Below are 22731 nucleotides of genomic sequence, written 5' to 3' on the forward strand. Positions count from 1 at the left end.
AGGGGAAATGGCAACAATAGTGAGCAGCAATTTTTTCAGGTTCATAAATTTCCTTATTATTAAAGGCGAATCACAACAAAGCATCCATTAATTTCAGGAGACCTATTAGGAATCTTCCAGCTGCTCCAACACGAACGCCGCCAAATTAGGTTCGATTATCGCACAAACAGGCAATACCCATACATGATTCAGATTAAGGCCGTCTGAAAACTTGACCGCATCCTTTTCCGTAATAATGACCACATCCGCATTGGGCAAGTCCGCTGCTGCGATGTCGGCATGGTCGGGCAAGGCAACGGTTTGATTCAAGGTAATGCCCATATTCCGCAACGAATCGAAAAAACGCTCCGGCTTGGCAATACCCGCGACGGCGGCGACGGTTTGATTTCCCAAGCCTTCTAAATCCAATTTTTCAGACGGCCTGTTCAAACAGTAAATCTGCCCTGTTTCAATATGGCTGGCAAACATATTTTCAGACGGCCTGAATGCCGTATCTGCTTGCCCCCCGCTGACGACAACCGCATCAACGGAAGCCAACCGAGACAAAGGTTCACGCAAACTGCCGTTGGGCAGTGAATCCAAATCCGTCCGACCAGTATCCGCCGCCGGAAATACAGCAATTTCCATATCGCGTTGCAAGGCATAATGTTGCAAGCCGTCGTCGGCCACAATCAATTCAAGCTCCGGATGCGCTGCAAGCAATGCCCTGCCTGCTTCTGCACGACTGCTGCCTACCGCCGTCGGCGCACCGGTTTGGCGAAACAGCAATAAAGGCTCGTCGCCTGCATCTGCCGTACTACTGGCTGTATTCAATACATGAACTGCTTTGCTCTTGCGCCCGTAACCTCGGCTGATGATACCGACCTTAACGCCCTTTTCCTGCAAACCCGACACCAACGCGGCGACTATCGGCGTTTTTCCTGTTCCGCCTGCATGGATATTACCGACCACCACCACTGGCACAGGCAATTTTTCGCTTTTCAGACGGCCTGAAACAAAATCATCGCGCCGTTTCGCCGCAATTTTGGCAAACAGCCTGGACAATGGTTTTAACAGCAAAGTCAAAAACGGATTGGGGGATTGCCAATGGCGTTCGATAATCTGGTGGAGTTTGGGCATACGCACGGCTTTTGAAGCAAAAATCAAACGATAATATAACACAAGCCTGCCTAGACAAGGCCGTCTGAACATGCGGCTTTGATAATATTAAAACAAAGGGCGCAAGTTTCATGAAAACGAATACAACGAATCGCTCTAAAACCCTTATAATTCAGCTTTCCAAAATTTTTTCTGTTTCGCAATGTCCGAACTTTTCGCGCCCTCCTCCATTTCCGTATCCGAGCTCAATGCCCTCGCCAAAGCCTTGCTGGAAGACCATCTCGCAGGCTTGTGGATTGCTGGCGAAGTATCCAACCTGACCCGTGCCGCCAGCGGACATTATTATTTCTCGCTCAAAGACAGCCGCGCGCAGGTGCGTTGCGCAATGTTTAAGGGTGCAGCCATACGTTTGGCGAAGCCTTTGAAAGAAGGCGACCATATCGAAGTATCAGGGAAAATCAGTATTTACGAAGCGCGGGGCGAATTTCAGATTACCGTAAACGAAGTACGGCTCAAAGGCTTGGGGCAGCTTTACGAAGCCTATGAACGATTGAAAGCTCAGTTGCAGGCGGAAGGCGCATTTGCGGCGGAACGCAAAAAACCGTTGCCTACCCACCCGCAATGTATCGGCATCGTCACCAGCCTGGCAGCGGCAGCATTGCGCGATGTCGTGACCACCTTAAACCGCCGCGCGCCCGAAATTCCCGTTATTGTTTATCCGACGCCCGTTCAAGGCACAGGCAGCGAGTTACAAATTGCCCAAACGATTAAAACAGCTTCGCAACGCGCCGAATGTGACGTATTGATTGTCTGTCGTGGCGGCGGCAGCATTGAAGACTTGTGGGCGTTTAATGAAGAGCCGGTTGTGCGCGCCATCGAAGCCTGCGCAATTCCCGTTGTCAGCGGCGTGGGACACGAAACCGATTTCACACTCGCCGATTTCGTCGCCGACGTGCGCGCACCCACGCCAACCGGCGCGGCAGAATTGGTCAGCCCCAACCGCCAAGAATCGTTACACCGCCTCGCCCAAGCGCAAGGCCGTCTGAAAACCGTTTTGGAACAACGCTATTTCGATGCCAGCCAAAAACTCGACTGGCTCGCACGGCAAATCCGTCATCCGCGCCAAAAACTTGACGAGCAGCGCGCTTCAATCAGCAAGCTGGCGCAAATGCTGTCTTACTCGATGACGCAAAACCTCCGCGCCCACACCGCCCGTTTTGAACGCCAAACCCAAACTCTGAAACATTGCCGTCCTGATGTTTCCGTTTACAAAAACAATATTGACCGTTTTCAGACGGCCCTGTCGCATTCCTTCCGCCAGCTGCTTACCTACCGCCGTCAAAGCCTGATAGCCCAAGCTGCATTGCTCGAAGCCGTCTCGCCGCAGCATATCCTGGAACGCGGCTTCTCGGTCGTCAAAAACACTCGCGGACAAGTCATCCGCAATGCCGATACGTTGAAGCAAGGTCAAAAACTGCACATCACTTTTGCCGACGGCGAAACCGACGTACGCGTGACCAAAGAGCAGGCGCAGGGCGAGTTGTTTGACTGACAAAATAAAGGCCGTCTGAAACTTGATGCGATTGAAGTGAAACTATGTCTGCCTTTTAAAAATCCTTAACCTGCCAATGCGGTATAATGCCTCATCTGCATACGCAGCATATACGGAAACATTATGGACAACTCACAAAATACAGAAAATCCGACTCCTCCACGCAACTCCATCCGCAAAAACAGCATTTACCTGCTGCCCAATTCCTTTACCATCGCCGCACTGTTTTGCGCCTTCTTCGCCATTACCCAGTCCATGCACGGACGTTATGAAACGGCGGCGATTGCAGTTTTCCTTTCCATGCTGCTCGACGGCATGGACGGACGCGTTGCGCGGCTGACCAACAGCCAAAGCGCGTTCGGCGAACAGCTCGACAGCCTTGCCGATATGGTCAGTTTCGGCGTGGCGCCTGCCCTGATTGCCTACAAATGGCAACTTTGGCAGTTTGGCAAAATCGGCTATTCCGTCGCCTTTATCTACTGCGCCTGCGCCGCCCTGCGTTTGGCACTGTTCAACACACTTATCGGCAAAGTCGATAAACGTTGGTTTATCGGCGTTCCAAGCCCGACCGCCGCTGCGTTGATTGTCGGCCTGATTTGGGTCAACCACAGCGTCGAGCGTTTCCCCAACGTGCATTGGTGGGCATTGGGTATCACCCTGTTTGCCGGCATTTCCATGATTGTGCAGATTCCGTTTTGGAGCTTCAAAGAAATCAATATCCGCCGCCAAGTGCCGTTTATGGGCATGGTGTTGGCCGTATTGATTCTGCTTTTGATCAATTGGGAGCCTTCGCTCGTCCTCTTCCTATTTTTCCTCGGTTACAGCCTGTCCGGTTATGTGATGGCAATCATCCGTTGGTTTAAAAAACGCCATAAAGCACACAAACACGACAAGGCCGTCTGAAATGTGGTCTTGGGACATCATCTTTGCCCTGCTCGCCGTCGGCAGCGCGGCGGGCTTTATTGCCGGACTATTCGGCGTAGGCGGCGGCACGTTGATTGTCCCCGTTGTCTTATGGGCGTTGCAGCTGCAAGGCATAGGCGGCCACCCCTATGCCCAGCATCTTGCCATCGGCACTTCCTTTGCCGTAATGGTGTTTACCACCTTCTCCAGCATGTATGCCCAGCATAAAAAACACGCCATCGATTGGGCGACCGTCCGCCGAATGACGCCGGGCATGATACTTGGCGTACTCCTCGGCGCGGTGTCGGCAAAATATATGCCGACGCTGGCTTTGCAGGTTTTCTTCATTGCATTTCTTGCCTTTATCGCACTCAAAACCCTACGCGATTCCAAACCCAAACCTTCACGCACCCTGCCTGCCCTCCCCGGCCTGACAGCCGTCGGCACGCTTTTTGGGGCGGCTTCGAGTTGGGTCGGTATCGGCGGCGGTTCGCTATCCGTTCCATTTCTACTGTATTGCAACTTTCCGGCGCACCGCGCCATTGGCACATCTTCAGGTTTAGCATGGCCGATTGCGATTGCCGGCACCATCGGCTATTTTGCCAACGGTTTGCATATTGCCAACCTGCCTGAAGGCACGGTAGGCTTTATCTATCTTCCGGCCGTGGCCATATTGAGCGTTGCCACCATCCTCTTTGCTCCGCTCGGCGTAAAAACGGCGCACAAGCTGCCCGCCCGAAAACTCAAAATTGCTTTCGGCATTATGTTGCTGCTGATTGCCGCCAAGATGGCTTGGAATTTGATACACTAATCTTTCTTGTGAAAAAGGCTGTCTGAAAATCTTTCAGACGGCCTTTTTAATGGCAATAAAACAAACTAAATAAAACCTTTTTACCTTACCCGATTTGCCCCATCGCAAATACGGCCAAGCGCCATATCGCCCATCCTGCCACCAATAATCCGGCGCACAAACGAACCATGCGTTTTTGCAGAAAGGTTTTCAACTGCGCTGCAAATATACCCATCGCAAGCAGGTTCGGCAATGTCCCCAATGCAAACGCCAGCATATACAGCCCGCCGTGCAAGGCATTGCCGCTGCCCAAAGCATACAAAGACGCGCTGTACACCAAACCGCAAGGCAGCCAACCCCAAAGCACGCCCACGCCGAAACAGGCAGGCACCGATTTAATAGGCAGCAATTTGTTCAGCAAAGGATTCAGGCGTTTCCATATCGGTTTGCCGATGCCTTCGATTTTGGTTGCAGCAGTTGAAATACCGGCAAGATACAGACCGAGCAACAGCAGCAAAACATTGGCGGCAATATACAAACCATTTTGAACCGCGCGCGTATCGTCCAAGGAAATGCCGACCTGCCCGACCAAGCCGACCAACAGACCAATGACGACATAGCTGCTGATGCGCCCCAAGTTCAACAATACAATCAGCCCGATTCGGTTTAAATGTGGCGGCAGCTGTAAAGCGAATGCGCTGCTCAATCCGCCGCACATGCCGACACAATGTGTTCCACCAAAAAAGCCGAGCAGAAAAAGAGTAAGAAATGTGATTTCTTGATTCATGGTTTTTAATGATTCAAACGAATGGATGAGGCCGTCTGAAACTTTTCAGACGGCCCTAAGAATACAGGATAAGCTTTTCCGCCCATCCTCTTCACACTTTAGAAAAGCAATTAACTGCGTGCGCGTACGTCAAATGCCTGACGCAAACCTTCGCCAATCATGACCAGCAAAAGCAGCATCACCGTCAGCGTAGCAACGGCAGACAAGCCGATCCACCACGCGTCCAAGTTGTCTTTGCCTTGCGCCAACAACTCGCCCAAACTTGCCTGTGAGGCAGGTACGCCCAAGCCCAAGAAGTCCAAACTGGTCAGGGCGAGTACCGCACCGGAAATACGGAAAGGCAGGAAGGCCAATACCGGCGTCAAGCTGTTGGGCAGGATGTGGCGCCACATGATTTCACGATTGCTCACGCCCATCGCGCGCGCCGCCAAAACATAATCGGTCTGACGGTTTTTCAAAAACTCGGCGCGGACATAGTCGGACAAGCCCATCCAGCCGAAAAGCGACAGCAACACCAGCAAAATCAACAGCCCCGGATTAAAGAACGAAGACAGGATAATCAAGAGGTACAACTCCGGCATACCGCCCCAAACCTCGATAAAACGCTGCATCAGAAGGTCGGTTTTACCGCCAAAATAACCCTGTACCGCGCCTGCAACCACGCCGATTACGGTAGTCACCACAGTCAACACCAAGGCAAACAGCAGCGAATCGCGGAAACCGTAAACCAAGCGCGCCAACAGGTCGCGGCCGCGGTCGTCCGTTCCCAAGATATGCCGTTCGGACGGTTTGGCCGGATCGGGTGCCGTATCAAAATCGTTCAAGGTATCGGCATCGTAAGGATTGGGCAGGTAAAGGGCAAAATTGCCGTCTGAGGTAATGTTGTGGCGGATAAGCGGATCCAGATAATCCGCAGGCGTATCGAAATCGCCGCCAAATGTGGTTTCGTTATATTCGTTTACCAAGGGGAAGAAATACTCGCCCTGATAGCGTATCCACAAAGGTTTGTCGTTGCTCCACAAAGGAGCAAGCAAAGTGACGACAAACAAAACGGCCAAAATCCGCAAAGCCAACCAACCGCGCTTATGCTGCTTAAAGGCTTGCCAAGTAGGGTTTGAAGTAGATTTTTTCTTTTTCATGGTTCGAAACATTCTTTAATAATGGATTGAAGATATTTTCAGACGGCCTTATTTCTGTCCGCCAAAGTGAATGCGCGGATCGACCCATGAATAAGAAATATCCGACACCAATTTAGCCAACAACCCCATCAGCGTGAACACATACAGCGTACCCATTACGACAGGATAATCGCGTTTCATCACTGCCTCATAAGACAGCAAACCCAAACCATCCAGCGAGAACAACGTTTCAATCAGCAGGCTTCCGGTAAAGAATGCGCCGATAAATGCGGCCGGGAAACCGGTAATCAGAGGAATCATGGCATTGCGGAAAATATGCTTCCACAAAATCTGTTTCTCAGGCAAGCCCTTAGCTCGCGCGGTATAAACATATTGACGGCGGATTTCTTCAAGGAACACGTTTTTCGTCAATACGGTCATCACCGCCAAGTTGCCTGCCACCGAAGCGGTAATCGGCAAAGCCATATGCCACAAATAATCTTTGACTTTACCTGCCCAAGAGAGCGTATCAAAATCATCGCCGACCAAGCCACCCTGCGGAAACCAGGCAAAAAAGCTGCCGCCGCCAAACAACACCAGCAACACCAAGCCCAAGACAAACGGCGGTACGGTATAGCCGACCAAAATGATCATACCCGTAATCGTATCGAAACGGCTGCCATCCCTGACCGCCTTGGCAATACCCAACGGAATACATATCAAATAAGTCAGGAAAAACGTCCACAAACCCAAACTCATCGATACCGGCATTTTTTCTTTCACCAATTCAAACACAGTTTGGTGATGGAAAAAGCTCTCGCCCAAATCGAAACGGGCGAATTTCCATACCATATCGGCAAAACGCGTCAAAGGCGGCTTGTCGAAACCGTATAAAGCATTCAGCGCGGCCAAATCTTCCGCACTGATGCGGTTGCCGTTTTTGGCCAAAGTTCCGGGCATACTGTGTCCCGCCGTTTCGCCGCCAACCGCGCCCTGCGTCAGCTGCTGAACCATCTGCTCCACCGGGCCGCCGGGAACAAACTGAATCACGGCGAAAGTAATCGCCAAAATCCCCAACAGCGTGGGAATCAAAAGGAGCAAACGATGAAAGATATAACGCCACATGGTTAAGTGTTCCTCTATTTTTTTGATTTGAAGGCCGTCTGAAACCGCTTGCTTCAGACGGCGTTATCGTAACGGATTAATAAGCGTTTGGACGATGATTTACTTCTCCAAAGCCTCCAGCAATTTTTTCTCAATCAAATCCGCGTCAAAGGATTTGGCAATCAGCTCGAAGCGCGAGTCGCGGCGCCATGAAACCTGATTTGCGCCCCATTGTCCGTCCACCCAGTTGAGCCATACCCAAGTACCGAGCACTTGGAACACGCCTTTAGCGCGGACGAGGCCGTCTGTCAATTTAGGCAGGTCGTTGAAGAAATCGGTCAATTTTTCGCCGTCGAAATCGCGCCCGGCAGGGAAAGTAAAGCCTTGAGACTGGAAACCCATGGTGTTGTCCGGCAGGGCTTTGAGGCGGTAGCGCGATTTTTCGACCACGGGAATATCAAGCCACTGGATGTCGAGTTGCGCATTTTGGACTTCAACCACTTTGGCTTTGGGCGGGAACAGTTTGGCCGCTTTATCATGAAATTCGGCCAGTTGCTCCGGCGTGCACAAGTCGGTTTTGCTGGCGACCAATACGTCGCAAATGCCGATTTGGTCTTTATACAAAGCCTGTTGCGCGTAATCGGGATTAATAAACTGGCGCGGATCGACAACGGTAAAGACGGCGCCGATTTCCAGCATGCTGTCGAGCGGCTTGGCTTTCAGTTCGTCGATAACGCTGGCGGCGTGTGCCAGGCCGCTGGCTTCAATCATCAAGCGGTCGGGTTGGGCATCGCGCAGCATTTTTTGTACGGTCGTCCCCATTTGCGCGCCGGCGGTACAGCACAAACAGCCGCCGGCGATTTCTACCACGGGAATGCCGTTGTCGCTCAAGACGGCGCCGTCAATGCCGATTTCGCCAAATTCGTTGACGATGATGACCCATTTTTCATTCGGGTCTTTTTGCGCCATCAGACTTTTGAGTGCGGTGGTTTTGCCTGTTCCGAGAAAGCCTGAAATCAGGTGGACTTTGGTCTTTTTTACTTCTGACATTTTTTACAAATTCCTGTTAAAACAACATGTTCTTCTTTTAATGAGAAACCGGTTTCAGCCACGCCTGCACGCAAGGCCGCCCATTCTTGGCTCAAGGTCTGCTCATCCGCCGTACCGCATTCGGTGCAAACCAAAATAAACGCGCTGTGGTGCGCCTCTGTTTCTTCGTGGTCGTGGCAATGGTCGTTGCACTCGTGCTGCGCGTGGCTGCACAAAATATAGCCGTTGACCGCCGCCACTTTGTGCAAAACTCCCTGTTCCGCCCAAAAATCAAGGGCGCGGTAGGCCGTCGGCGGCGCAACCACACCCTCGCTTTGCTGCTGCATCTGCGACAGAACGTTGTAGGCTTTAATCACGCCGCTTTGTTTCAAAACAATATCAAGCACTTGCTCACGCAATGCGGTTACCTGCACGCCATCGCGCTGCGCTTGTTCTAAGATTTTTTGTTTGATTGCGTTCATAACTGAAACAGCCTTTCAGACGGCCTTGTTAATAAAAAATTACATTATAGCGTGTTTACTCAATTTCAGATAACAAAGAGGCCGTCTGAAACGTTCAGACGGCCTGATGCCGATTACTTAAACCAAGATTTAATTTTTCCAAACAAAGACATGCTTTGTTTTTCAAACGTTTCTTCCTTCGCCGGAGCAGGCGCGTCACGGTAAACTTTCATGCCTGCAAAGGTCTGGGCAACCGGCATGATTTCGATGGAATTGACGTTCATCCGCGCAGGACGCTGGTAGAGCCATAAAGCGGTATCGGCAATATCTTGCGGCTGGATAAACTCGACATTCTCATAAACCTCGGCCGCACGCTGGTCGTCGCCTTTGAAACGGACGTTGGAAAACTCGGTATCGCCGCACAGGCCCGGTTCGATATTGGTAATACGGATATTTTTGTCTGCCAATTCGGCGCGCAGATTCATGCTAAATTGGCGCACAAAAGCCTTGGTCGCGCCATAGACATTACTGCCGGGATAAGCATAACTGCCGGCAATAGAACCCAAATTGATGATGTAGCCCTGTTTGCGCGCAACCATTTGCGGCAAAATCTGGCGGGTCAGAAAAGTCAGGCCGATGATATTGGTTTGAATCATGGTTTCCCAATCGCCAAAATCGGCTTTATCGGCAGTATCCAAACCCAAAGCCAAACCTGCATTGTTGATCAGGCAATCGATTTCGGATAAATGCTCGGGCAGGCTGTTCAAAGCGTTTTGAATCGACTCAGTGCGAGAAACATCCATTTCCAAAAGGTAAAACTGCTCGCCCAATTCCTCTGCCAACTGCTGCAATTTGTCTTCGCGCCGTGCCGCACCAATGACATGATAGCCTGCCGCAACAAAAGTACGGCACATTGCCGCGCCGAATCCTGCCGATGCCCCGGTAATCAAAATTGCCATATCGTTTCCTTTCTGTACTCGTTTCAGATTTGGGTTTAAGGTATGATAACGCCTTATCAGACGGCCTGAGAGTTTGGCCAGCTGATTTTAAATTTAACGATAATCATATCATTACAATAGGACACACTCCATATGAAAACCCGTTTTCTCCCTGTTGCTTTGGCAATAGTGGCGCTTACCCTTTCCGCCTGCAGCGGCAGCGGCGCACCTTCCCAGCCTAAAGGCCCTATTTCCGAAGACCGCACTGCCGCATTCAAAACCATGATGCCTGAGTTTACCCGCATGGGCAAAATGGTCAAAGACGAAGAGCCTTACGACGTTGAGAAATTCAAACAAGCTGCAGCCACTTTTGCTGAAAACAGCAAAAAACCGTTCACCCTGTTTGAATCCGACCCTCAAGGCAACGGCCGCGCCCTGCCTGCCATCTGGACAGACACAGCCACATTCAAAGCCGAAGAAGAAAAATTCGTCGCTGCGGTTGAGAAACTCAACGCCGCCGCCCAAACCGGCAAGCTCGAAGAAATCAAAGCCGCTTACGGCGAAACCGGTGCAACCTGCAAATCCTGCCACGACACATTCCGCGGTCCGGAATAAGGCTCAAAGCAATAAAGGCCGTCTGAAATATCATTTTCAGACGGCCTTTTCTTCAACTGACTTCAAATCTTTCTATATTAACTTTATATTTTGCATTTCATGTTTTTTACCGGTTTCATTTGAAACCAACGGCCCAGTTCACATATCGCAATCAAATTTTCTTCTTCCGGCTATTTAAATTCAATTAAATCTCCCTTCTTCTCGACCAACCCAATTCAAATTCAGACCTGCTTTATCTTTTCAGCCAGACCACTCATATGCGCTTGGATTATCTTCTAAAACAAAATTTTACTTTATTTTTTAACAAATAAAAACCATTATCAAAATATTTGTAAAGTTTAATAATATGTTATACAGTAGCAGCTTCGTTTCTGAGGTAACTATCATGAATCCGAATTTCAAATTAAATCTACTAACATTATCTTTACTGGCTATAACAAGTATCGCACACGCAGAAGAAGAGGTTTCAACTCAAGAGCTTGATGAAATTCAAGTCAAAGGCAAACACATTGCCAAAGAGAAAAAAGTTTTTACCGAAGGCCAAGCCAAAAGTTCGCGTGAACGCGTTTATCAATCCAGCGAAAACATCGATACCATCGTTCGGAGCATGCCCGGCGTCTTCACCCAACAAGACAAGGGATCGGGGGTATTGGCGGTCAATATTCGTGGCGATAGCGGTTTGGGACGCGTCAATACGATGGTTGACGGCGTAACCCAAACCTTCTATTCCACTTCTGCCGATGCCGGACGCAGCGGCAGCTCCTCGCAATTCGGTACGGCACTGGATCCCAATTTTATTGCCGGTGTGGATGTAACCAAAGGCAGTTTCTCGGGTGCCAACGGCATCAATACCTTATCCGGTACAGCCAATTTCCGTACTTTACGGGTAGACGATGTGGTACACGGAAACAATACCTTCGGCCTCTTGACCAAAGGATTGACCGGCACAAACAGCACCAAAAGCAACTTTATGGCAACCGGAGCTGTACAAAAATGGCTTGACAGCGGTGCACGCGTTGGTGCGTTATATGGTTACAGCCACCGTAATGTCGAGCAAAACTATAAAGTGGGCGGCGGCGGTCAGCGTATCGGCAATTTTGGCGAGGAATATTTGGACCGTAAAAAACAAGAATATTTTGAGAGCAACCTATTGAAATTCGACCACGAACAAAATCTCTGGGTTCGCGATTTTTCCAAGCGTAACGCAGTCGGTAAAAGCTATTGGGACTACCCTTTCTCCAAAAAATATAACGATCCTGAAGTTTTACAAAGAGATTATGTCGATGACTTGGAAAGAAGCTGGAAAGAGAATTTGGCACCGCAATGGGATCTGACCCCAATCGACCCGACCAGCCTGCAACAACGCTCAAACAGCCATTTGGTCAAAGTGGAATACGAAAACGACAACAACAAGCTGGATCTTCAGCTTCGTACCATGAACAACCGTATCGGCAGCCGCAAAGTAGAAAACCGCAACTACCAAGCCAATTACAACTTAAACATTGGCGATTATGTCGATTTAAACGTGTTGGCCGCCCATAATTTGGGAAAACAAAAATATCCGAAAAACTCACGTTTTTCAGGATGGGGGCTGCTTGATTATTTGGAAACCAAAAACACAGCCAATCTTTTGGATATCAACAACAGCTTTTCTTTCAAACTTCCCAACAAAACAGATTTAAAAGCCACCGTCGGTTTCAATTTCTTTAAAAACCAATACAGTAAAAACCGCTTTCCGGAAGAGCTGAGCCTGTTTTACGACGGCCCTGATCAAGATGCCGGCCTGTACAGCTTTTTAGGCCGCTTCAAAGGCGACAAAGGAATATTTCCCCAAAAATCAACGATATTGCAACCTTCAGGCCAGCAAAAATTCAATACGTTCTATTTTGATACTTCCTTGAAAAAAGGCATTTATCAATTGAATTACAGCGCCAATATGGTCAACTACCGCTACAAAGGCGAATATACCGACTACTTCAATACCCAAGAAGACTTTAAAAAAGCATTTGGAGAAGATTCTGAAATTTATAAACAGCATTGCACGCCAAGCTGCGACCTTTACGAACCGGTTTATACCAAATCCGGTAAAAAGCATGCGGTAAACCATTCGGTGGCATTAAACATCAATGTCAACGACTATTTTATGCCGTTTATCAGCTATTCGCGTACGCATAGAATGCCGAATATTCAAGAAATGTATTTTTCACAAATCGGCGACTCGGGCGTCAATACAGCCCTCAAGCCGGAACAGGCCAATACTTACCAAATAGGCTTCAATACCTTCAAAAAAGGGATTTTCAAGCCGGACGATGTATTGGGTTTCAAACTGGTCGCCTATCGCAGCAGGATCAACAACTATATCCACAATGTTTATGGCAAATGGTGGGATTTGGATAAAGCACCCAGCTGGGTAACCAGCACCGGCCTGCAATACTCTATCCAGCATCGAAACTATGCCAAACCTGTCCATAAAAATGGTTTGGAAGTGGAAATGAACTATGATTTCGGCCGCTTTTTTACAACCCTGTCTTACGCCTATCAAAAAACCAACCAGCCGACCAACTATAGCGATGCCAGCGAATCGCCCCGCAATTCTTCTAAAGAAGACCAAATCAAACAGGGCTACGGCTTAAGCAAAATTTCACGCTTACCCCGAGATTATGGCCGATTTGAATTAGGGTCCCGATGGTTAGGCAACAAATTGACCATCGGCGGCATTATGCGCTATTACGGCAAAAGTACACGGGCGACGACTGAGGAGGAATTTGTTGACGGGACAACCGGTGCCAATACCTACTCTTCACACCAAATGGGCAGAAGGGTGATCAAAAAAACAGAAAGCATCAACAGACAGCCGATGATTTTTGATTTCTATGCCAATTATGAACCTAAGAAAAACCTTATCCTTCGTTTCGACATTCAAAATGCGTTCAATAAACGCTATGTCGATCCTTTGGATGCCGCAAATGATGCCGCAACCCAGCGCTATTTCAGCGTATTTGAAAGAAAAGGCGGTTTAGATGATGAGGAAGTCGAATGCGATGCCAACGGTTTATGCAATGGCAAATATGGCGGTACGACACGCTCCGTTTTGAACAACTACGCACGAGGCAGGACTTTGCTGTTTACCATCAGTTATAAGTTCTAAACCTATCTATCAGTATCTTAATATTGCACTGATTAAGCGGTAGTCAATATTGTTGCAGTATTTATGGTGTTAGTTTACGGCACCAAATATGCCTTGAATTTTTATAGCTCAATTTCAACATTAAATGATTAGGTATCGAATATGAAAAAAATAACCCTAAAATTCACCGCACTTTTGCTTGGCTCAGCTTTAGCAAGTAGTGCGTTTGCAACAGAAAATGGTCAAACTTCCTCAAGTTCTGATTATGAATTAGAGAAAGTATTGATTTTCAGCCGACACGGATTGCGTTCACCAGTGGAAAAAGATCCGCAAGAAATGGCGAAATATTCCCCGTATGCGTGGGCAAAATGGGATGTGCCATCTGGTTATCTCACGGCAAAAGGGACAGTGCTAGAAACCTATTTCGGCCAATATTTAGGACAATGGCTTGCGGATAAAGGATTATTAACGACAGATCGTTGTGCATCGGGTGAAGGTATTTTCGCTTATGCGAATGGAGTGCAACGCACCATTGCAACAGGTCAGGCCATTGTGGCGGGAGCTTTTGCAGGCTGTAATGTTCAACTGCAACATCACGGTGAAATTGGTTCAGAAAAAGATCCAATTTTTAACACGCAGGCGCACAATCCAAGCCAAGCTTTGATTGAATCTGCAAAAAATAACGTTGATTTAACCGCTTTACAGCAAAAATTAGCGCCAAATTATGCGCTATTGAGTGAAATCATCGATTATAAAAATTCACCAAACTGCTTGCAAAAAGGCGAATGTGATTTAGGTGGAAAAGTCGGTGAATACAGTATCAAAGACGGCAAGTCGGTCAAGATTACTGGTTCTATCAGCACCGGGAAGAAAATTGTCAGTGCATTATTGCTCGCACATTATGTGGGTAAGCCTGATTCTGAAATTGCAAACGGTCGTGTGGATAGCCAAGAAAAATGGCGCGCAATTAACGAAATTAAAAACGAATATTACCGCACTTTATTTAAAAACAATGAAGCGTTAGCACAAAATGCATCATATCCGTTATTGGCATTTATTCAGCAGCAGCTAAATAGCGAAAATAAAATTAACTTATTGGTTGGACACGATTCTAATATCGTCGCTCTGCTGGCTGCATTAGGTGTTGAGCCTTATGAATTAGATGGTTCATTGGAAAATATCCCAATCGGTGGCAAGCTGCTATTTGAAGTATGGAAGCACAAACCAAGTGGTAAGCTCAAATTTAAGTTGGATTATGTGTATCAATCTACCGAACAGCTGATTAACACCACGCCATTAAGTTTAGCGACACCACCAAACCAAACAGCTTTAACGCTCAAAGGCTGTGAAAAAGATGAAAAGGGCTTTTGTGATTACGAGCGTTTTCAACAGGTGTTGAGTGAGGGTATTAAGAACGGTAAGAAATAGCATTCATGCAACCCTATGAAAAATACTTAAAAGAGAATTCGCAGAAACTGCGAGTGGATCAAACGGAAAAGCCGGCAAACGTAATGTTTACCGGCTTTTCTCAATATATTCTCAAAATTTTCTTCATCTATACACAACAAAAAACCTGCCCTTTCGGGCAGGTTTTCAATAATGACGGATTACAGGCCGCTCAGACGGGCAGTATCGTGTGCAATCATCAATTCTTCATTGGTAGGAATCACAACGGCAACAGCTTTGCTGTCGGTAGTGGTAATCACACCGGCATTGCCGAAGCGGGCTTTCAGGTTGGCTTTTTGGTCAATGTGCAGACCGAGGAAGCCCAAGTAACCCAATACGCGTTCGCGGATGATGTCGGAGTTTTCACCGATACCGCCGGTGAAGACCAATGCGTCCAAACCGCCTGCCGCTACTGTCATGCTGCCAATGTATTTAGCCAAGCGGTAGATGAAGATTTCTAGAGCCAGTTTGGCACCTGCGTGGCCGTTGGCAGCTTCTTCTTCGATGGTACGGCAGTCATTGGACAAACCTGAAATACCGAGCAGACCTGATTTTTTGTTCAGCATTTCGGTGATTTGGGCGATGGTCATGTTGGCATTTTCAGCCAAGAAGCTGAACACTGCGGGATCGATGTCGCCGCTGCGGGTACCCATTACCAAACCTTCCAGCGGGGTCAGGCCCATGCTGGTATCGCGTGATTCGCCGTTGGCGACGGCGGTAATAGATGCGCCGTTACCCAAGTGGGCAATCACCATGCGCAGGTCTTTTTTGTCTTTGCCGAGGAAACGGGCGGTTTCATCGGAAACGTAGCGGTAGCTGGTACCGTGCGCGCCGTAACGACGCAAGCCGTATTTTTCATACAGTTCATGTGGAATAGCGTAGGTGTAGGCATGTTCCGGCATGGTTTGGTGGAAGGCGGTGTCGAATACGACAACGTTAGGCAGACCTTTGAAGATGCTTTGTGCGGCACGCAGACCCAAGAGGTGCGCAGGGTTGTGCAGGGGAGCGAGCGGGATACATTTTTCGATGCCAGCGATAACTTCGTCGTCAACGAGGATGGATTCGCTGTACAGTTCGCCGCCGCTGACGACGCGGTGACCGATGGCGCCGATGCGGCTGTCGAGACCGTGGGCTTTGAGTTCTTCCATCAGGGCTTCAACTGCGCCGGTGTGGTCAGGCTTGGCAGACAGGTCGACTTTATGTTTTTCGCCGTTGAATTTAAAGGTGATGTAGGCATCAGGCAGATTGAGTTTTTCTGCCAGGCAGCTCAGCAATACTTCGCCGCTGTCGTTATCCAATACGGCACCTTTGAGAGAAGAGCTGCCGCAGTTCAAAACCAAGATTAATTTTTGTGTCATTTTATGCTCCTTGAGGTTTCAGACGGCATTTTTTGTCGGGGCCTTACTGCTGCTCCGGCTGGGTTGCACCCCTTGTGGGACGTAGTGGGTAGCGGTCTGAACAGATTAACAAAGTAAACGTCGTATTCTAACAAAAAATGTAATCGGCTGCTTGACTTAATATTTGATGTAAAATGGACGGAATTTTATTTTAGGCCGTCTGAAAAAATGACGGCGGTTTTGAAGATTTCCCGATATGCATTATTTCAGTATCCACACTCAAGACGGCGAACACGCCGGATTTTTTATTATGTTGGCAGATGATGAATCGCAAAATCCGCCGCAAAGCGGACGCTTCGCAATCAAGCTGCAAAGCGAAGACGCAGCCGAAGCAGCGGTATTGTCGCCTTTTGAGCAAACCGATATCCCACAATACTGGCGCGTGGTCAAAGACCGTATCGAATTGTTTTTTGACGATAAAAATATCGGTGCGTTGCGCAACGAATACCTGACCATCAGCGGTAAAACCTTTATCCTGACCGATTTGACCGGAGCGATGTAATGGAAAGTATGTTTATCCTTGTCCCCATCAGCATTATTTTGGCCTTTATCATCGGTTGGTTTTTCTGGTGGTCGGGTAAAAACGGACAATTTGACGACCTTGAAGGACCTGCGCACCGCATTTTGATGGATGACGACTCCACTGAAAAACTGATCGAAAAAGACGAAGACAAAGAATCCAAACAATGAGCCTTAAAAAAGACAATCTGAATTTCCACACGACCCGCCGTTTTGCGCCGCTCTTTGGGACGCAGTTTTTGGGCGCGTTGAACGATAATATGTTCAAAACCGCATTATTCGTGATGATCAGTTTTTACGGTTTGGGTAAAAACGACTTTCTGCCGCCCAGCCAAATGCTGAATTTGGGCGCAATGCTGTTTATTCTGCCCTACTTCCTGTTTTCCGCACTGTCAGGACAGCTGAGCAACAAATTCGATAAAGCCGTTTTAGCGCGCTGGATCAAGCTGTTGGAAATCATCATTATGGCAGTGGCAGCATATGGCTTCTATATTCAATCCGCGCCTTTGCTTTTAATCTGCCTGTTTTGCATGGGTACGCAATCGACTTTGTTCGGCCCTCTGAAATATGCCATTTTGCCCGATTACCTCAACGACAAAGAGCTGATTATGGGCAACAGCCTGATTGAATCGGGTACGTTTATCGCCATTTTGCTCGGCCAAATTTTGGGCACCGCAGTCGCAGGTGTTCCGCCGTATATTGTCGGCAGTTTGGTGTTATTGGTCGCCATCGGCGGTACGATGACCAGCCTGTTTATGCCGTCTGTACCCGCTAAAATGCCGGACACAAAAATCGAATGGAACATCATCAAAGGCACGAATTCACTGATTCGTGAAGCGGCGGCCAATCGTCCCGTATTCACGTCCATCATCGGTATTTCATGGTTTTGGTTTATCGGCTCGGTTTATACCACCCAACTACCGACGTTCACGCAAATCCATTTGGGCGGCAACGATAATGTGTTCAACCTGATGTTGGCGCTGTTCTCCATCGGTATCGCCATCGGCTCGGTGTTATGCGCCAAACTCAGCCATGAGCGCCTGATTTTGGGCTTGGTTACCATCGGCACTCTGGGGCTGACGGTCTGTGGATTATTGCTGGTGTGGCTGACCCAAGGCCAACGCTTTACCGAATTAAACGGCATTATTTGGTTTTTATCGCAAGCCAAGGCGTATCCGATTATGCTCGTGATGTCGGCCATCGGCTTTTTCGGCGGCTTCTTCTCCGTACCGCTCTACACTTGGCTGCAAACTGCCAGCAGCGAAACCTTCCGCGCCCATGCTGTTGCCGCCAACAACATCATCAACGGCGTGTTTATGGTGTCGGCTGCCATTTTGAGCGCGGTTTTGCTGATGTTGTTCGACAGCATCACGCTGCTGTATTTGATTGTTGCCGTAGGTAATATTCCGTTGATTGTTTACCTCATCAAACGGGAACCGAAATTTATCGGGGATTTGACCGCTTTGTTGAAAATCAGCAAATAAGGCCGTCTGAAATGTCTCCCCACCATGCACATTTTCACTGTTCAATCGCGTGGACAGTTTGTGCATAAATCAGATTACTGTCTGATTTAACATTAAAAAACACATCTGCCTAAATTTTAAGCACAACTTTACCGCCAAACAAAATGCACATTTCCCCTAAATAAGCATGTGCAAAGGCTGTGAATAAGTAAACTTAACAATTGATATTTCAAAGCAAAAATATATTTGATTAATTTTTAGGCAGTTTATTAAAGGCCGTCTGAAACCTTTTTCAGACGGCCTGAGAGTATAATAACTACCTACCTAATAGTTCCCAAACGATATGATTTATCCATGGCATGAAACCCAATGGCAACAGCTCGCCGCCCATTGGCAAAACCGACCTAACGCTTGGCTGTTTACCGGCAAAGAAAATACCGGCAAAACCGAGTTTGCCCGCTTTGTCGCGCAGGCATTGCTGTGCGAATCGCCCAAGTCCGGCCATGAACCCTGCGGCGAGTGCGCTTCGTGCCATTTGTTCAGCCAAAACACGCATCCCGACTTTTACGAACTCACGCCGGAAATGCCCGAAGGCGAGGCAACGGGACGCAAACTCCTGCAAATCAAAATCGATGCCGTGCGCGATATTGTGGAAAACATTTACCTGACCGCTGTCCGAGGCGGCCTGCGCGTGGTATTGGTACATCCGGCGGAAAGCATGAATACACAGGCGGCAAACGGTTTGTTGAAAGCTTTGGAAGAACCGCCGCAACACGTCGTTTTCCTGCTCGTTACCCATGCGCGCGACAAACTCCTGCCCACCATCAAAAGCCGTTGCCGCCAGATGGTGCTGCCCTCGCCTACCCATGAGCAGGCTGCGGCATACCTGCGTCAACAGGGCGTGGAAAATGCCGAAGCCTTGTTGGCATTCCACAGCGGCGCGCCTTTATTTACACCGACTCCCGAATTGGACGCATTGCGTGAAGAGTTGCTGACGCTGTTAGCTGCACCGCGCCTGTTGGCTATACTCGACTACGCCGCCGCGTTCGACAAACAAAAACAACCGCTGGCCGTTTTCATCGACTGGCTGCAAAAGTGGCTGATGGATGTCGGCTTGGCACAACAAAGCATGACGCCGCTTTATTATCCGCACCATGCCCAAGCCCTGCTTCAGACGGCCTCTAAAACCGATTCACGCAAGCTGTTTGCCCTATTGGGCCGTCTGAACGCGCTCAACCCTTACGGATACCATACCTTGAGTGTTAAAATGCAGCTTGAGTATCTGCTTATCGAATATTTAGATTTTTGGCAAAACAAACCCTAACAGGTAATCAATGATGAATAAAAAAGACATTCCGGCGAAGATGTTGGCTTTGCAACTCAAAGACCCCAATCTGTTGTACAACTGCTATATGCCGTTTTTAGAACACGGCGGACTGTTCGTACCGACCGATGACGTATTCTCCCTAGGCGAAGACATCCTCTTGGCCGTAGAAATCGCCGACTATCCCAAACGTTTCCTGCCAACCAAAGTCGTTTGGATCAATCCGGCGCGCACTTCGGCTCACCGCCCTAAAGGCGTAGGTCTTGCATTCTCCGAACACGAAAGCTGCCTGCAGGCAAAAAACCTGATCGAAGCCGAGCTTGGCCCGCGCCTGCGCAGCGACCGCACTACTTTTACCCTGTAATACCATGTATTTAATCGACTCACATTGCCATCTCAACTTTGACGGCTTAAAAGACCGCCTACCCGAAGTCTTTGCCAATATGGAAGCGCAAAGCGTCAAACAGGCGCTTGCCATCAGCGTCAGCAAACAAAGTTTTGCCGAAGTCTTCGACATTGCTCAGGCAAATGACCATATCTACTGCACCATCGGCATACATCCCGACAGCCAAGAAGCGGAAGAATTTACCATTGCCGAAATGGTAGAAGCGGCCAAACATCCGAAAATCGTCGGTATTGGCGAAACCGGTTTGGACTATTACTGGTGCAAAGGCGATTTGTCATGGCAACATCAACGCTTTGCCGACCATATCCAAGCCGCCAACGAAAGCGGCCTGCCCGTTATCGTCCACACGCGTGATGCAGCCGAAGACACATTGCGGATTTTGAAAGAGTGCCACACCAACTCCGGCGTGATTCACTGCTTCTCTGAAGACGTCGCCTTTGCCAAAGTCGCTTTGGATTTGGGCATGTATATCTCCTTCTCCGGCATTGTAACGTTTAAAAATGCACCGCTGATACAGGAAGCCGCCAAATACGTCCCTGCCGACAGAATCTTGGTAGAAACCGATGCGCCCTTCCTCGCGCCGGTTCCCAAGCGCGGCAAACAAAACGAGCCGTCCTACGTCCGCTATACGGCTGAGTTCTTAGCCAATCTGCGCGGCGAGAGCTTGGAAACATTGGCACAAAACACCAGCGACAATTTCTATCGCCTGTTTAAGAAAGTACCCGATGGCCGTCTGAACAACGGTTAAGCCTAGAGCTTCTATCATCTGCTCTGCCTACCCGTTATCCGGGTTCTGCCTCAAACACGGCAGTAAACTCAAAATGGCTTGAGACAGAAACGCAATTGGCTTGCGCTATCTTCCGAACGGCAGACTTTTGAAGAATGCGAATATTCTCATCAACACAATAAATAAGTTTAAATTCAAAATATTGCTTTCCTAAGCCCAGCAAAGCTCAAGGCCGTCTGAAAGTATTTTCAGACGGCCTCTTGCTTATTTTACCGATAGGATGTAAAACCTATCCTTCGAAATAAACGGTTCATCGAAACCGTACATCAATCGACACAATATGGACACAAACTCCGAAATGCACACCCACCCTAATTTTTACGCTATGCTGACTGCAGCCTGCCAAAAAAACGGTAAAGGCACGGTCATTTTCAACGACAAAGAAAAAATCAGCTATTCCTCCCTCAAACGCGAAGTAGAAACCGTCGCCGCCTATCTGCAACACCAAGGCGTACAATATGGCGACAGGGTCGCCCTTGTCGTTTCCAACTCTCCCGAATTTATTGCCGCCTATTTCGCCATTACTTCCATCGGCGCGGTAGCCGTCCCACTCAACGTCTTTTTGAAAAGCGAAGAATTTTCCTATATCCTCAATGACTGCGGCGCACGCTTTATGTTCGCCTCCGCGCCGTTGGCCAAAGAACTCAAAAACATCAAAACCAAAACCAAAGTCAATAAAATCATCTGGATTGGTGAAACCAACGCCGCCAGTGGCGATGACAGCTATTTCGATGCCGCGCGTACATTCCCCGGCAAGCCGAATCTGAGCCGTCAGCCGTCCGTCAACGATTTGGCGCACATTATCTATACATCCGGCACAACTGGCCACCCAAAAGGCGCATTAATCAGTTACAGCAACCTGTTTTCCAACCTTTCGGGCATCGAACAAATTTTCCAAATTTCAAGCAAAGACCGCTTCGTCGTCTTCTTGCCCATGTTCCACAGCTTTACGCTGACCGCCATGGTTTTGCTGCCGATATCTCAAGCTTGCTCGATTATTTTGGTCAAATCCGTCTTCCCGTTCTCCAACGTGTTGAAACAGGTTTTACTCAAACGCGCTACCATTTTCCTCGGCGTACCGGCTATTTACACTGCCATGAGCAAAGCCAAAATTCCTTGGTATTTCAGATGGTTCAACCGCGTCCGTCTGTTTATCAGCGGCGGGGCGCCTTTGGCCGGACAAACCATTGACGACTTCAAAGCCAAATTCCCGCGTGCCAAATTGCTGGAAGGCTACGGCTTGAGCGAATGCTCGCCCGTAGTTGCCGTCAATACGCCTGAGCGCCAAAAAACCGCCAGCGTCGGCGTCGCCCTGCCCGGTTTGACCGTGAAAGCCGTCGATGACGAATTGATCGAAGTGCCGCGTGGCGAAGTGGGCGAACTCATCATCAAAGGCGGCTCGGTCATGCAAGGCTACCTCAATATGCCTGATGCCACAGATGAAACCATTGTCAACGGTTGGCTGAAAACCGGCGACTTCGTCACCATAGACGAAGACGGCTTTATCTTCATCGTTGACCGCAAAAAAGACCTGATTATCTCCAAAGGCCAAAACGTCTATCCGCGCGAAATCGAAGAAGCCATCTACAAACTCGAAGCCGTGGAAGCCGCCGCCGTAATCGGCGTGAAAGACCAATACGCCGATGAAGAAATCATTGCCTTTATCCAACTCAAAGAAGGCATGAAACTGGAAGAAGCCGAAATCCGCAGCCACCTGCGCGGCCTGTTGGCAAACTTTAAAATCCCCAAACAAATCATCTTCCAAGACGAGCTGCCGCGCAATGCCACCGGCAAAGTGTTAAAACGCAAACTCAAAGAACAGTTTCAAGACTAAACCGCTGTTTCAGACGGCCCCTTGATTCATGCA

The 22731-nt window shown here is 48.7% G+C and carries 21 protein-coding genes; 13 read left to right on the forward strand and 8 right to left on the reverse strand.

Features of this window, described 5'->3' with window-relative positions; all coding sequences use genetic code 11:
• Nucleotides 1–105 precede the first annotated feature (105 nt).
• The gene (gene lpxK, locus DBY95_RS04055; protein ID WP_107723465.1) at nucleotides 106–1119 is read right to left on the reverse strand and encodes a tetraacyldisaccharide 4'-kinase; all 1014 of its coding nucleotides are present in this window, start codon (nucleotides 1117–1119) and stop codon (nucleotides 106–108) included.
• A 181-nt stretch (nucleotides 1120–1300) separates the two neighbouring features.
• On the opposite strand from lpxK, the gene xseA reads away from it, so the two are divergent.
• The 3 genes from xseA to DBY95_RS04070 all read left to right on the forward strand — a co-directional run bounded on the left by xseA (nucleotide 1301) and on the right by DBY95_RS04070 (nucleotide 4364).
• Complete coding sequence (gene xseA / locus DBY95_RS04060; protein ID WP_107723466.1) at nucleotides 1301–2650, forward strand: exodeoxyribonuclease VII large subunit; 1350 nt, start codon at nucleotides 1301–1303, stop codon at nucleotides 2648–2650.
• Nucleotides 2651–2773: 123 nt separating this feature from the next.
• Nucleotides 2774–3553, forward strand: a complete 780-nt coding sequence (gene pssA, locus DBY95_RS04065; RefSeq protein ID WP_107723467.1) for a CDP-diacylglycerol--serine O-phosphatidyltransferase — start codon at nucleotides 2774–2776, stop codon at nucleotides 3551–3553.
• Nucleotide 3554: 1 nt separating this feature from the next.
• Nucleotides 3555–4364, forward strand: a complete 810-nt coding sequence (locus tag DBY95_RS04070) for a sulfite exporter TauE/SafE family protein (protein ID WP_107723468.1) — start codon at nucleotides 3555–3557, stop codon at nucleotides 4362–4364.
• An 85-nt stretch (nucleotides 4365–4449) separates the two neighbouring features.
• Here DBY95_RS04070 and DBY95_RS04075 read toward each other — a convergent pair whose 3' ends face one another.
• The 6 genes from DBY95_RS04075 to DBY95_RS04100 all read right to left on the reverse strand — a co-directional run bounded on the left by DBY95_RS04075 (nucleotide 4450) and on the right by DBY95_RS04100 (nucleotide 9801).
• Nucleotides 4450–5130, reverse strand: a complete 681-nt coding sequence (locus DBY95_RS04075; RefSeq protein ID WP_003680951.1) for a sulfite exporter TauE/SafE family protein — start codon at nucleotides 5128–5130, stop codon at nucleotides 4450–4452.
• Between the two features lie 110 nt (nucleotides 5131–5240).
• On the reverse strand, nucleotides 5241–6281 hold the full coding sequence (locus DBY95_RS04080; protein WP_107723469.1) for an ABC transporter permease: 1041 nt from the start codon (nucleotides 6279–6281) through the stop codon (nucleotides 5241–5243).
• A gap of 36 nt (nucleotides 6282–6317) precedes the next feature.
• A complete protein-coding gene (locus tag DBY95_RS04085; protein ID WP_003746080.1) occupies nucleotides 6318–7373 on the reverse strand; it encodes an ABC transporter permease subunit in 1056 nt (351 codons plus the stop codon).
• Between the two features lie 99 nt (nucleotides 7374–7472).
• A complete protein-coding gene (locus tag DBY95_RS04090; RefSeq protein ID WP_107723470.1) occupies nucleotides 7473–8402 on the reverse strand; it encodes a CobW family GTP-binding protein in 930 nt (309 codons plus the stop codon).
• A complete protein-coding gene (locus DBY95_RS04095; protein ID WP_003746077.1) occupies nucleotides 8390–8863 on the reverse strand; it encodes a Fur family transcriptional regulator in 474 nt (157 codons plus the stop codon). The genes DBY95_RS04090 and DBY95_RS04095 overlap by 13 nt, the downstream gene beginning before the upstream one ends.
• Before the next feature lie 113 nt (nucleotides 8864–8976).
• Nucleotides 8977–9801, reverse strand: coding sequence for an SDR family oxidoreductase (locus DBY95_RS04100; protein WP_107723471.1), 825 nt, complete (start codon nucleotides 9799–9801; stop codon nucleotides 8977–8979).
• 132 nt (nucleotides 9802–9933) lie between these two features.
• Here DBY95_RS04100 and DBY95_RS04105 point away from each other — a divergent pair, with 132 nt between their 5' ends.
• The 3 genes from DBY95_RS04105 (at nucleotide 9934) to DBY95_RS04115 (ending at nucleotide 14950) form a co-directional block, all read left to right on the forward strand.
• Complete coding sequence (locus tag DBY95_RS04105) at nucleotides 9934–10395, forward strand: c-type cytochrome (RefSeq protein ID WP_107723472.1); 462 nt, start codon at nucleotides 9934–9936, stop codon at nucleotides 10393–10395.
• Nucleotides 10396–10780: 385 nt separating this feature from the next.
• Complete coding sequence (locus tag DBY95_RS04110) at nucleotides 10781–13543, forward strand: TonB-dependent receptor domain-containing protein (RefSeq protein ID WP_107723473.1); 2763 nt, start codon at nucleotides 10781–10783, stop codon at nucleotides 13541–13543.
• A 141-nt stretch (nucleotides 13544–13684) separates the two neighbouring features.
• On the forward strand, nucleotides 13685–14950 hold the full coding sequence (locus DBY95_RS04115; RefSeq protein ID WP_036490205.1) for a histidine-type phosphatase: 1266 nt from the start codon (nucleotides 13685–13687) through the stop codon (nucleotides 14948–14950).
• A 179-nt stretch (nucleotides 14951–15129) separates the two neighbouring features.
• Here the strand turns inward: DBY95_RS04115 and DBY95_RS04120 are convergent, their stop codons facing one another.
• A complete protein-coding gene (locus tag DBY95_RS04120) occupies nucleotides 15130–16326 on the reverse strand; it encodes an acetate kinase (protein WP_107723474.1) in 1197 nt (398 codons plus the stop codon).
• 235 nt (nucleotides 16327–16561) lie between these two features.
• Between DBY95_RS04120 and DBY95_RS04125 the strand changes: the two genes are divergently transcribed.
• From DBY95_RS04125 to DBY95_RS04155, 7 genes are all read left to right on the forward strand, one after another.
• Complete coding sequence (locus tag DBY95_RS04125; protein WP_003681461.1) at nucleotides 16562–16867, forward strand: HLGFF motif protein; 306 nt, start codon at nucleotides 16562–16564, stop codon at nucleotides 16865–16867.
• Nucleotides 16867–17055, forward strand: a complete 189-nt coding sequence (gene ccoS / locus DBY95_RS04130) for a cbb3-type cytochrome oxidase assembly protein CcoS (protein WP_003681462.1) — start codon at nucleotides 16867–16869, stop codon at nucleotides 17053–17055. The genes DBY95_RS04125 and ccoS overlap by 1 nt, the downstream gene beginning before the upstream one ends.
• On the forward strand, nucleotides 17052–18368 hold the full coding sequence (locus DBY95_RS04135; protein ID WP_107723475.1) for an MFS transporter: 1317 nt from the start codon (nucleotides 17052–17054) through the stop codon (nucleotides 18366–18368). The genes ccoS and DBY95_RS04135 overlap by 4 nt, the downstream gene beginning before the upstream one ends.
• Nucleotides 18369–18690: 322 nt before the next feature.
• Nucleotides 18691–19671, forward strand: coding sequence for a DNA polymerase III subunit delta' (locus tag DBY95_RS04140; RefSeq protein ID WP_107723476.1), 981 nt, complete (start codon nucleotides 18691–18693; stop codon nucleotides 19669–19671).
• Nucleotides 19672–19681: 10 nt separating this feature from the next.
• Nucleotides 19682–20035 carry a PilZ domain-containing protein gene (locus tag DBY95_RS04145; RefSeq protein WP_003682949.1) on the forward strand — a complete coding sequence of 118 codons (354 nt, stop codon included), beginning with the start codon at nucleotides 19682–19684 and terminating at the stop codon, nucleotides 20033–20035.
• A 4-nt stretch (nucleotides 20036–20039) separates the two neighbouring features.
• A complete protein-coding gene (locus DBY95_RS04150) occupies nucleotides 20040–20825 on the forward strand; it encodes a TatD family hydrolase (protein WP_107723477.1) in 786 nt (261 codons plus the stop codon).
• Nucleotides 20826–21144: 319 nt separating this feature from the next.
• Nucleotides 21145–22698 (forward strand): fatty acid--CoA ligase, encoded by a 1554-nt coding sequence (locus tag DBY95_RS04155; RefSeq protein ID WP_199903850.1) that lies wholly within the window; start codon nucleotides 21145–21147, stop codon nucleotides 22696–22698.
• Nucleotides 22699–22731: the final 33 nt, after the last annotated feature.

It is taken from the genome of Neisseria subflava, from assembly GCF_003044935.1.
In the GTDB taxonomy this organism is placed as follows: domain Bacteria; phylum Pseudomonadota; class Gammaproteobacteria; order Burkholderiales; family Neisseriaceae; genus Neisseria; species Neisseria subflava_E.

Coding starts and splice junctions, on each gene's coding strand:
- lpxK (WP_107723465.1), bottom strand. CDS start 1,119: ATGCCCAAACTCCACCAGATTATCGAACGCCATTGGCAATCCCCCAAT.
- xseA (WP_107723466.1), top strand. CDS start 1,301: ATGTCCGAACTTTTCGCGCCCTCCTCCATTTCCGTATCCGAGCTCAAT.
- pssA (WP_107723467.1), top strand. CDS start 2,774: ATGGACAACTCACAAAATACAGAAAATCCGACTCCTCCACGCAACTCC.
- DBY95_RS04070 (WP_107723468.1), top strand. CDS start 3,555: ATGTGGTCTTGGGACATCATCTTTGCCCTGCTCGCCGTCGGCAGCGCG.
- DBY95_RS04075 (WP_003680951.1), bottom strand. CDS start 5,130: ATGAATCAAGAAATCACATTTCTTACTCTTTTTCTGCTCGGCTTTTTT.
- DBY95_RS04080 (WP_107723469.1), bottom strand. CDS start 6,281: ATGTTTCGAACCATGAAAAAGAAAAAATCTACTTCAAACCCTACTTGG.
- DBY95_RS04085 (WP_003746080.1), bottom strand. CDS start 7,373: ATGTGGCGTTATATCTTTCATCGTTTGCTCCTTTTGATTCCCACGCTG.
- DBY95_RS04090 (WP_107723470.1), bottom strand. CDS start 8,402: ATGTCAGAAGTAAAAAAGACCAAAGTCCACCTGATTTCAGGCTTTCTC.
- DBY95_RS04095 (WP_003746077.1), bottom strand. CDS start 8,863: ATGAACGCAATCAAACAAAAAATCTTAGAACAAGCGCAGCGCGATGGC.
- DBY95_RS04100 (WP_107723471.1), bottom strand. CDS start 9,801: ATGGCAATTTTGATTACCGGGGCATCGGCAGGATTCGGCGCGGCAATG.
- DBY95_RS04105 (WP_107723472.1), top strand. CDS start 9,934: ATGAAAACCCGTTTTCTCCCTGTTGCTTTGGCAATAGTGGCGCTTACC.
- DBY95_RS04110 (WP_107723473.1), top strand. CDS start 10,781: ATGAATCCGAATTTCAAATTAAATCTACTAACATTATCTTTACTGGCT.
- DBY95_RS04115 (WP_036490205.1), top strand. CDS start 13,685: ATGAAAAAAATAACCCTAAAATTCACCGCACTTTTGCTTGGCTCAGCT.
- DBY95_RS04120 (WP_107723474.1), bottom strand. CDS start 16,326: ATGACACAAAAATTAATCTTGGTTTTGAACTGCGGCAGCTCTTCTCTC.
- DBY95_RS04125 (WP_003681461.1), top strand. CDS start 16,562: ATGCATTATTTCAGTATCCACACTCAAGACGGCGAACACGCCGGATTT.
- ccoS (WP_003681462.1), top strand. CDS start 16,867: ATGGAAAGTATGTTTATCCTTGTCCCCATCAGCATTATTTTGGCCTTT.
- DBY95_RS04135 (WP_107723475.1), top strand. CDS start 17,052: ATGAGCCTTAAAAAAGACAATCTGAATTTCCACACGACCCGCCGTTTT.
- DBY95_RS04140 (WP_107723476.1), top strand. CDS start 18,691: ATGATTTATCCATGGCATGAAACCCAATGGCAACAGCTCGCCGCCCAT.
- DBY95_RS04145 (WP_003682949.1), top strand. CDS start 19,682: ATGATGAATAAAAAAGACATTCCGGCGAAGATGTTGGCTTTGCAACTC.
- DBY95_RS04150 (WP_107723477.1), top strand. CDS start 20,040: ATGTATTTAATCGACTCACATTGCCATCTCAACTTTGACGGCTTAAAA.
- DBY95_RS04155 (WP_199903850.1), top strand. CDS start 21,145: ATGGACACAAACTCCGAAATGCACACCCACCCTAATTTTTACGCTATG.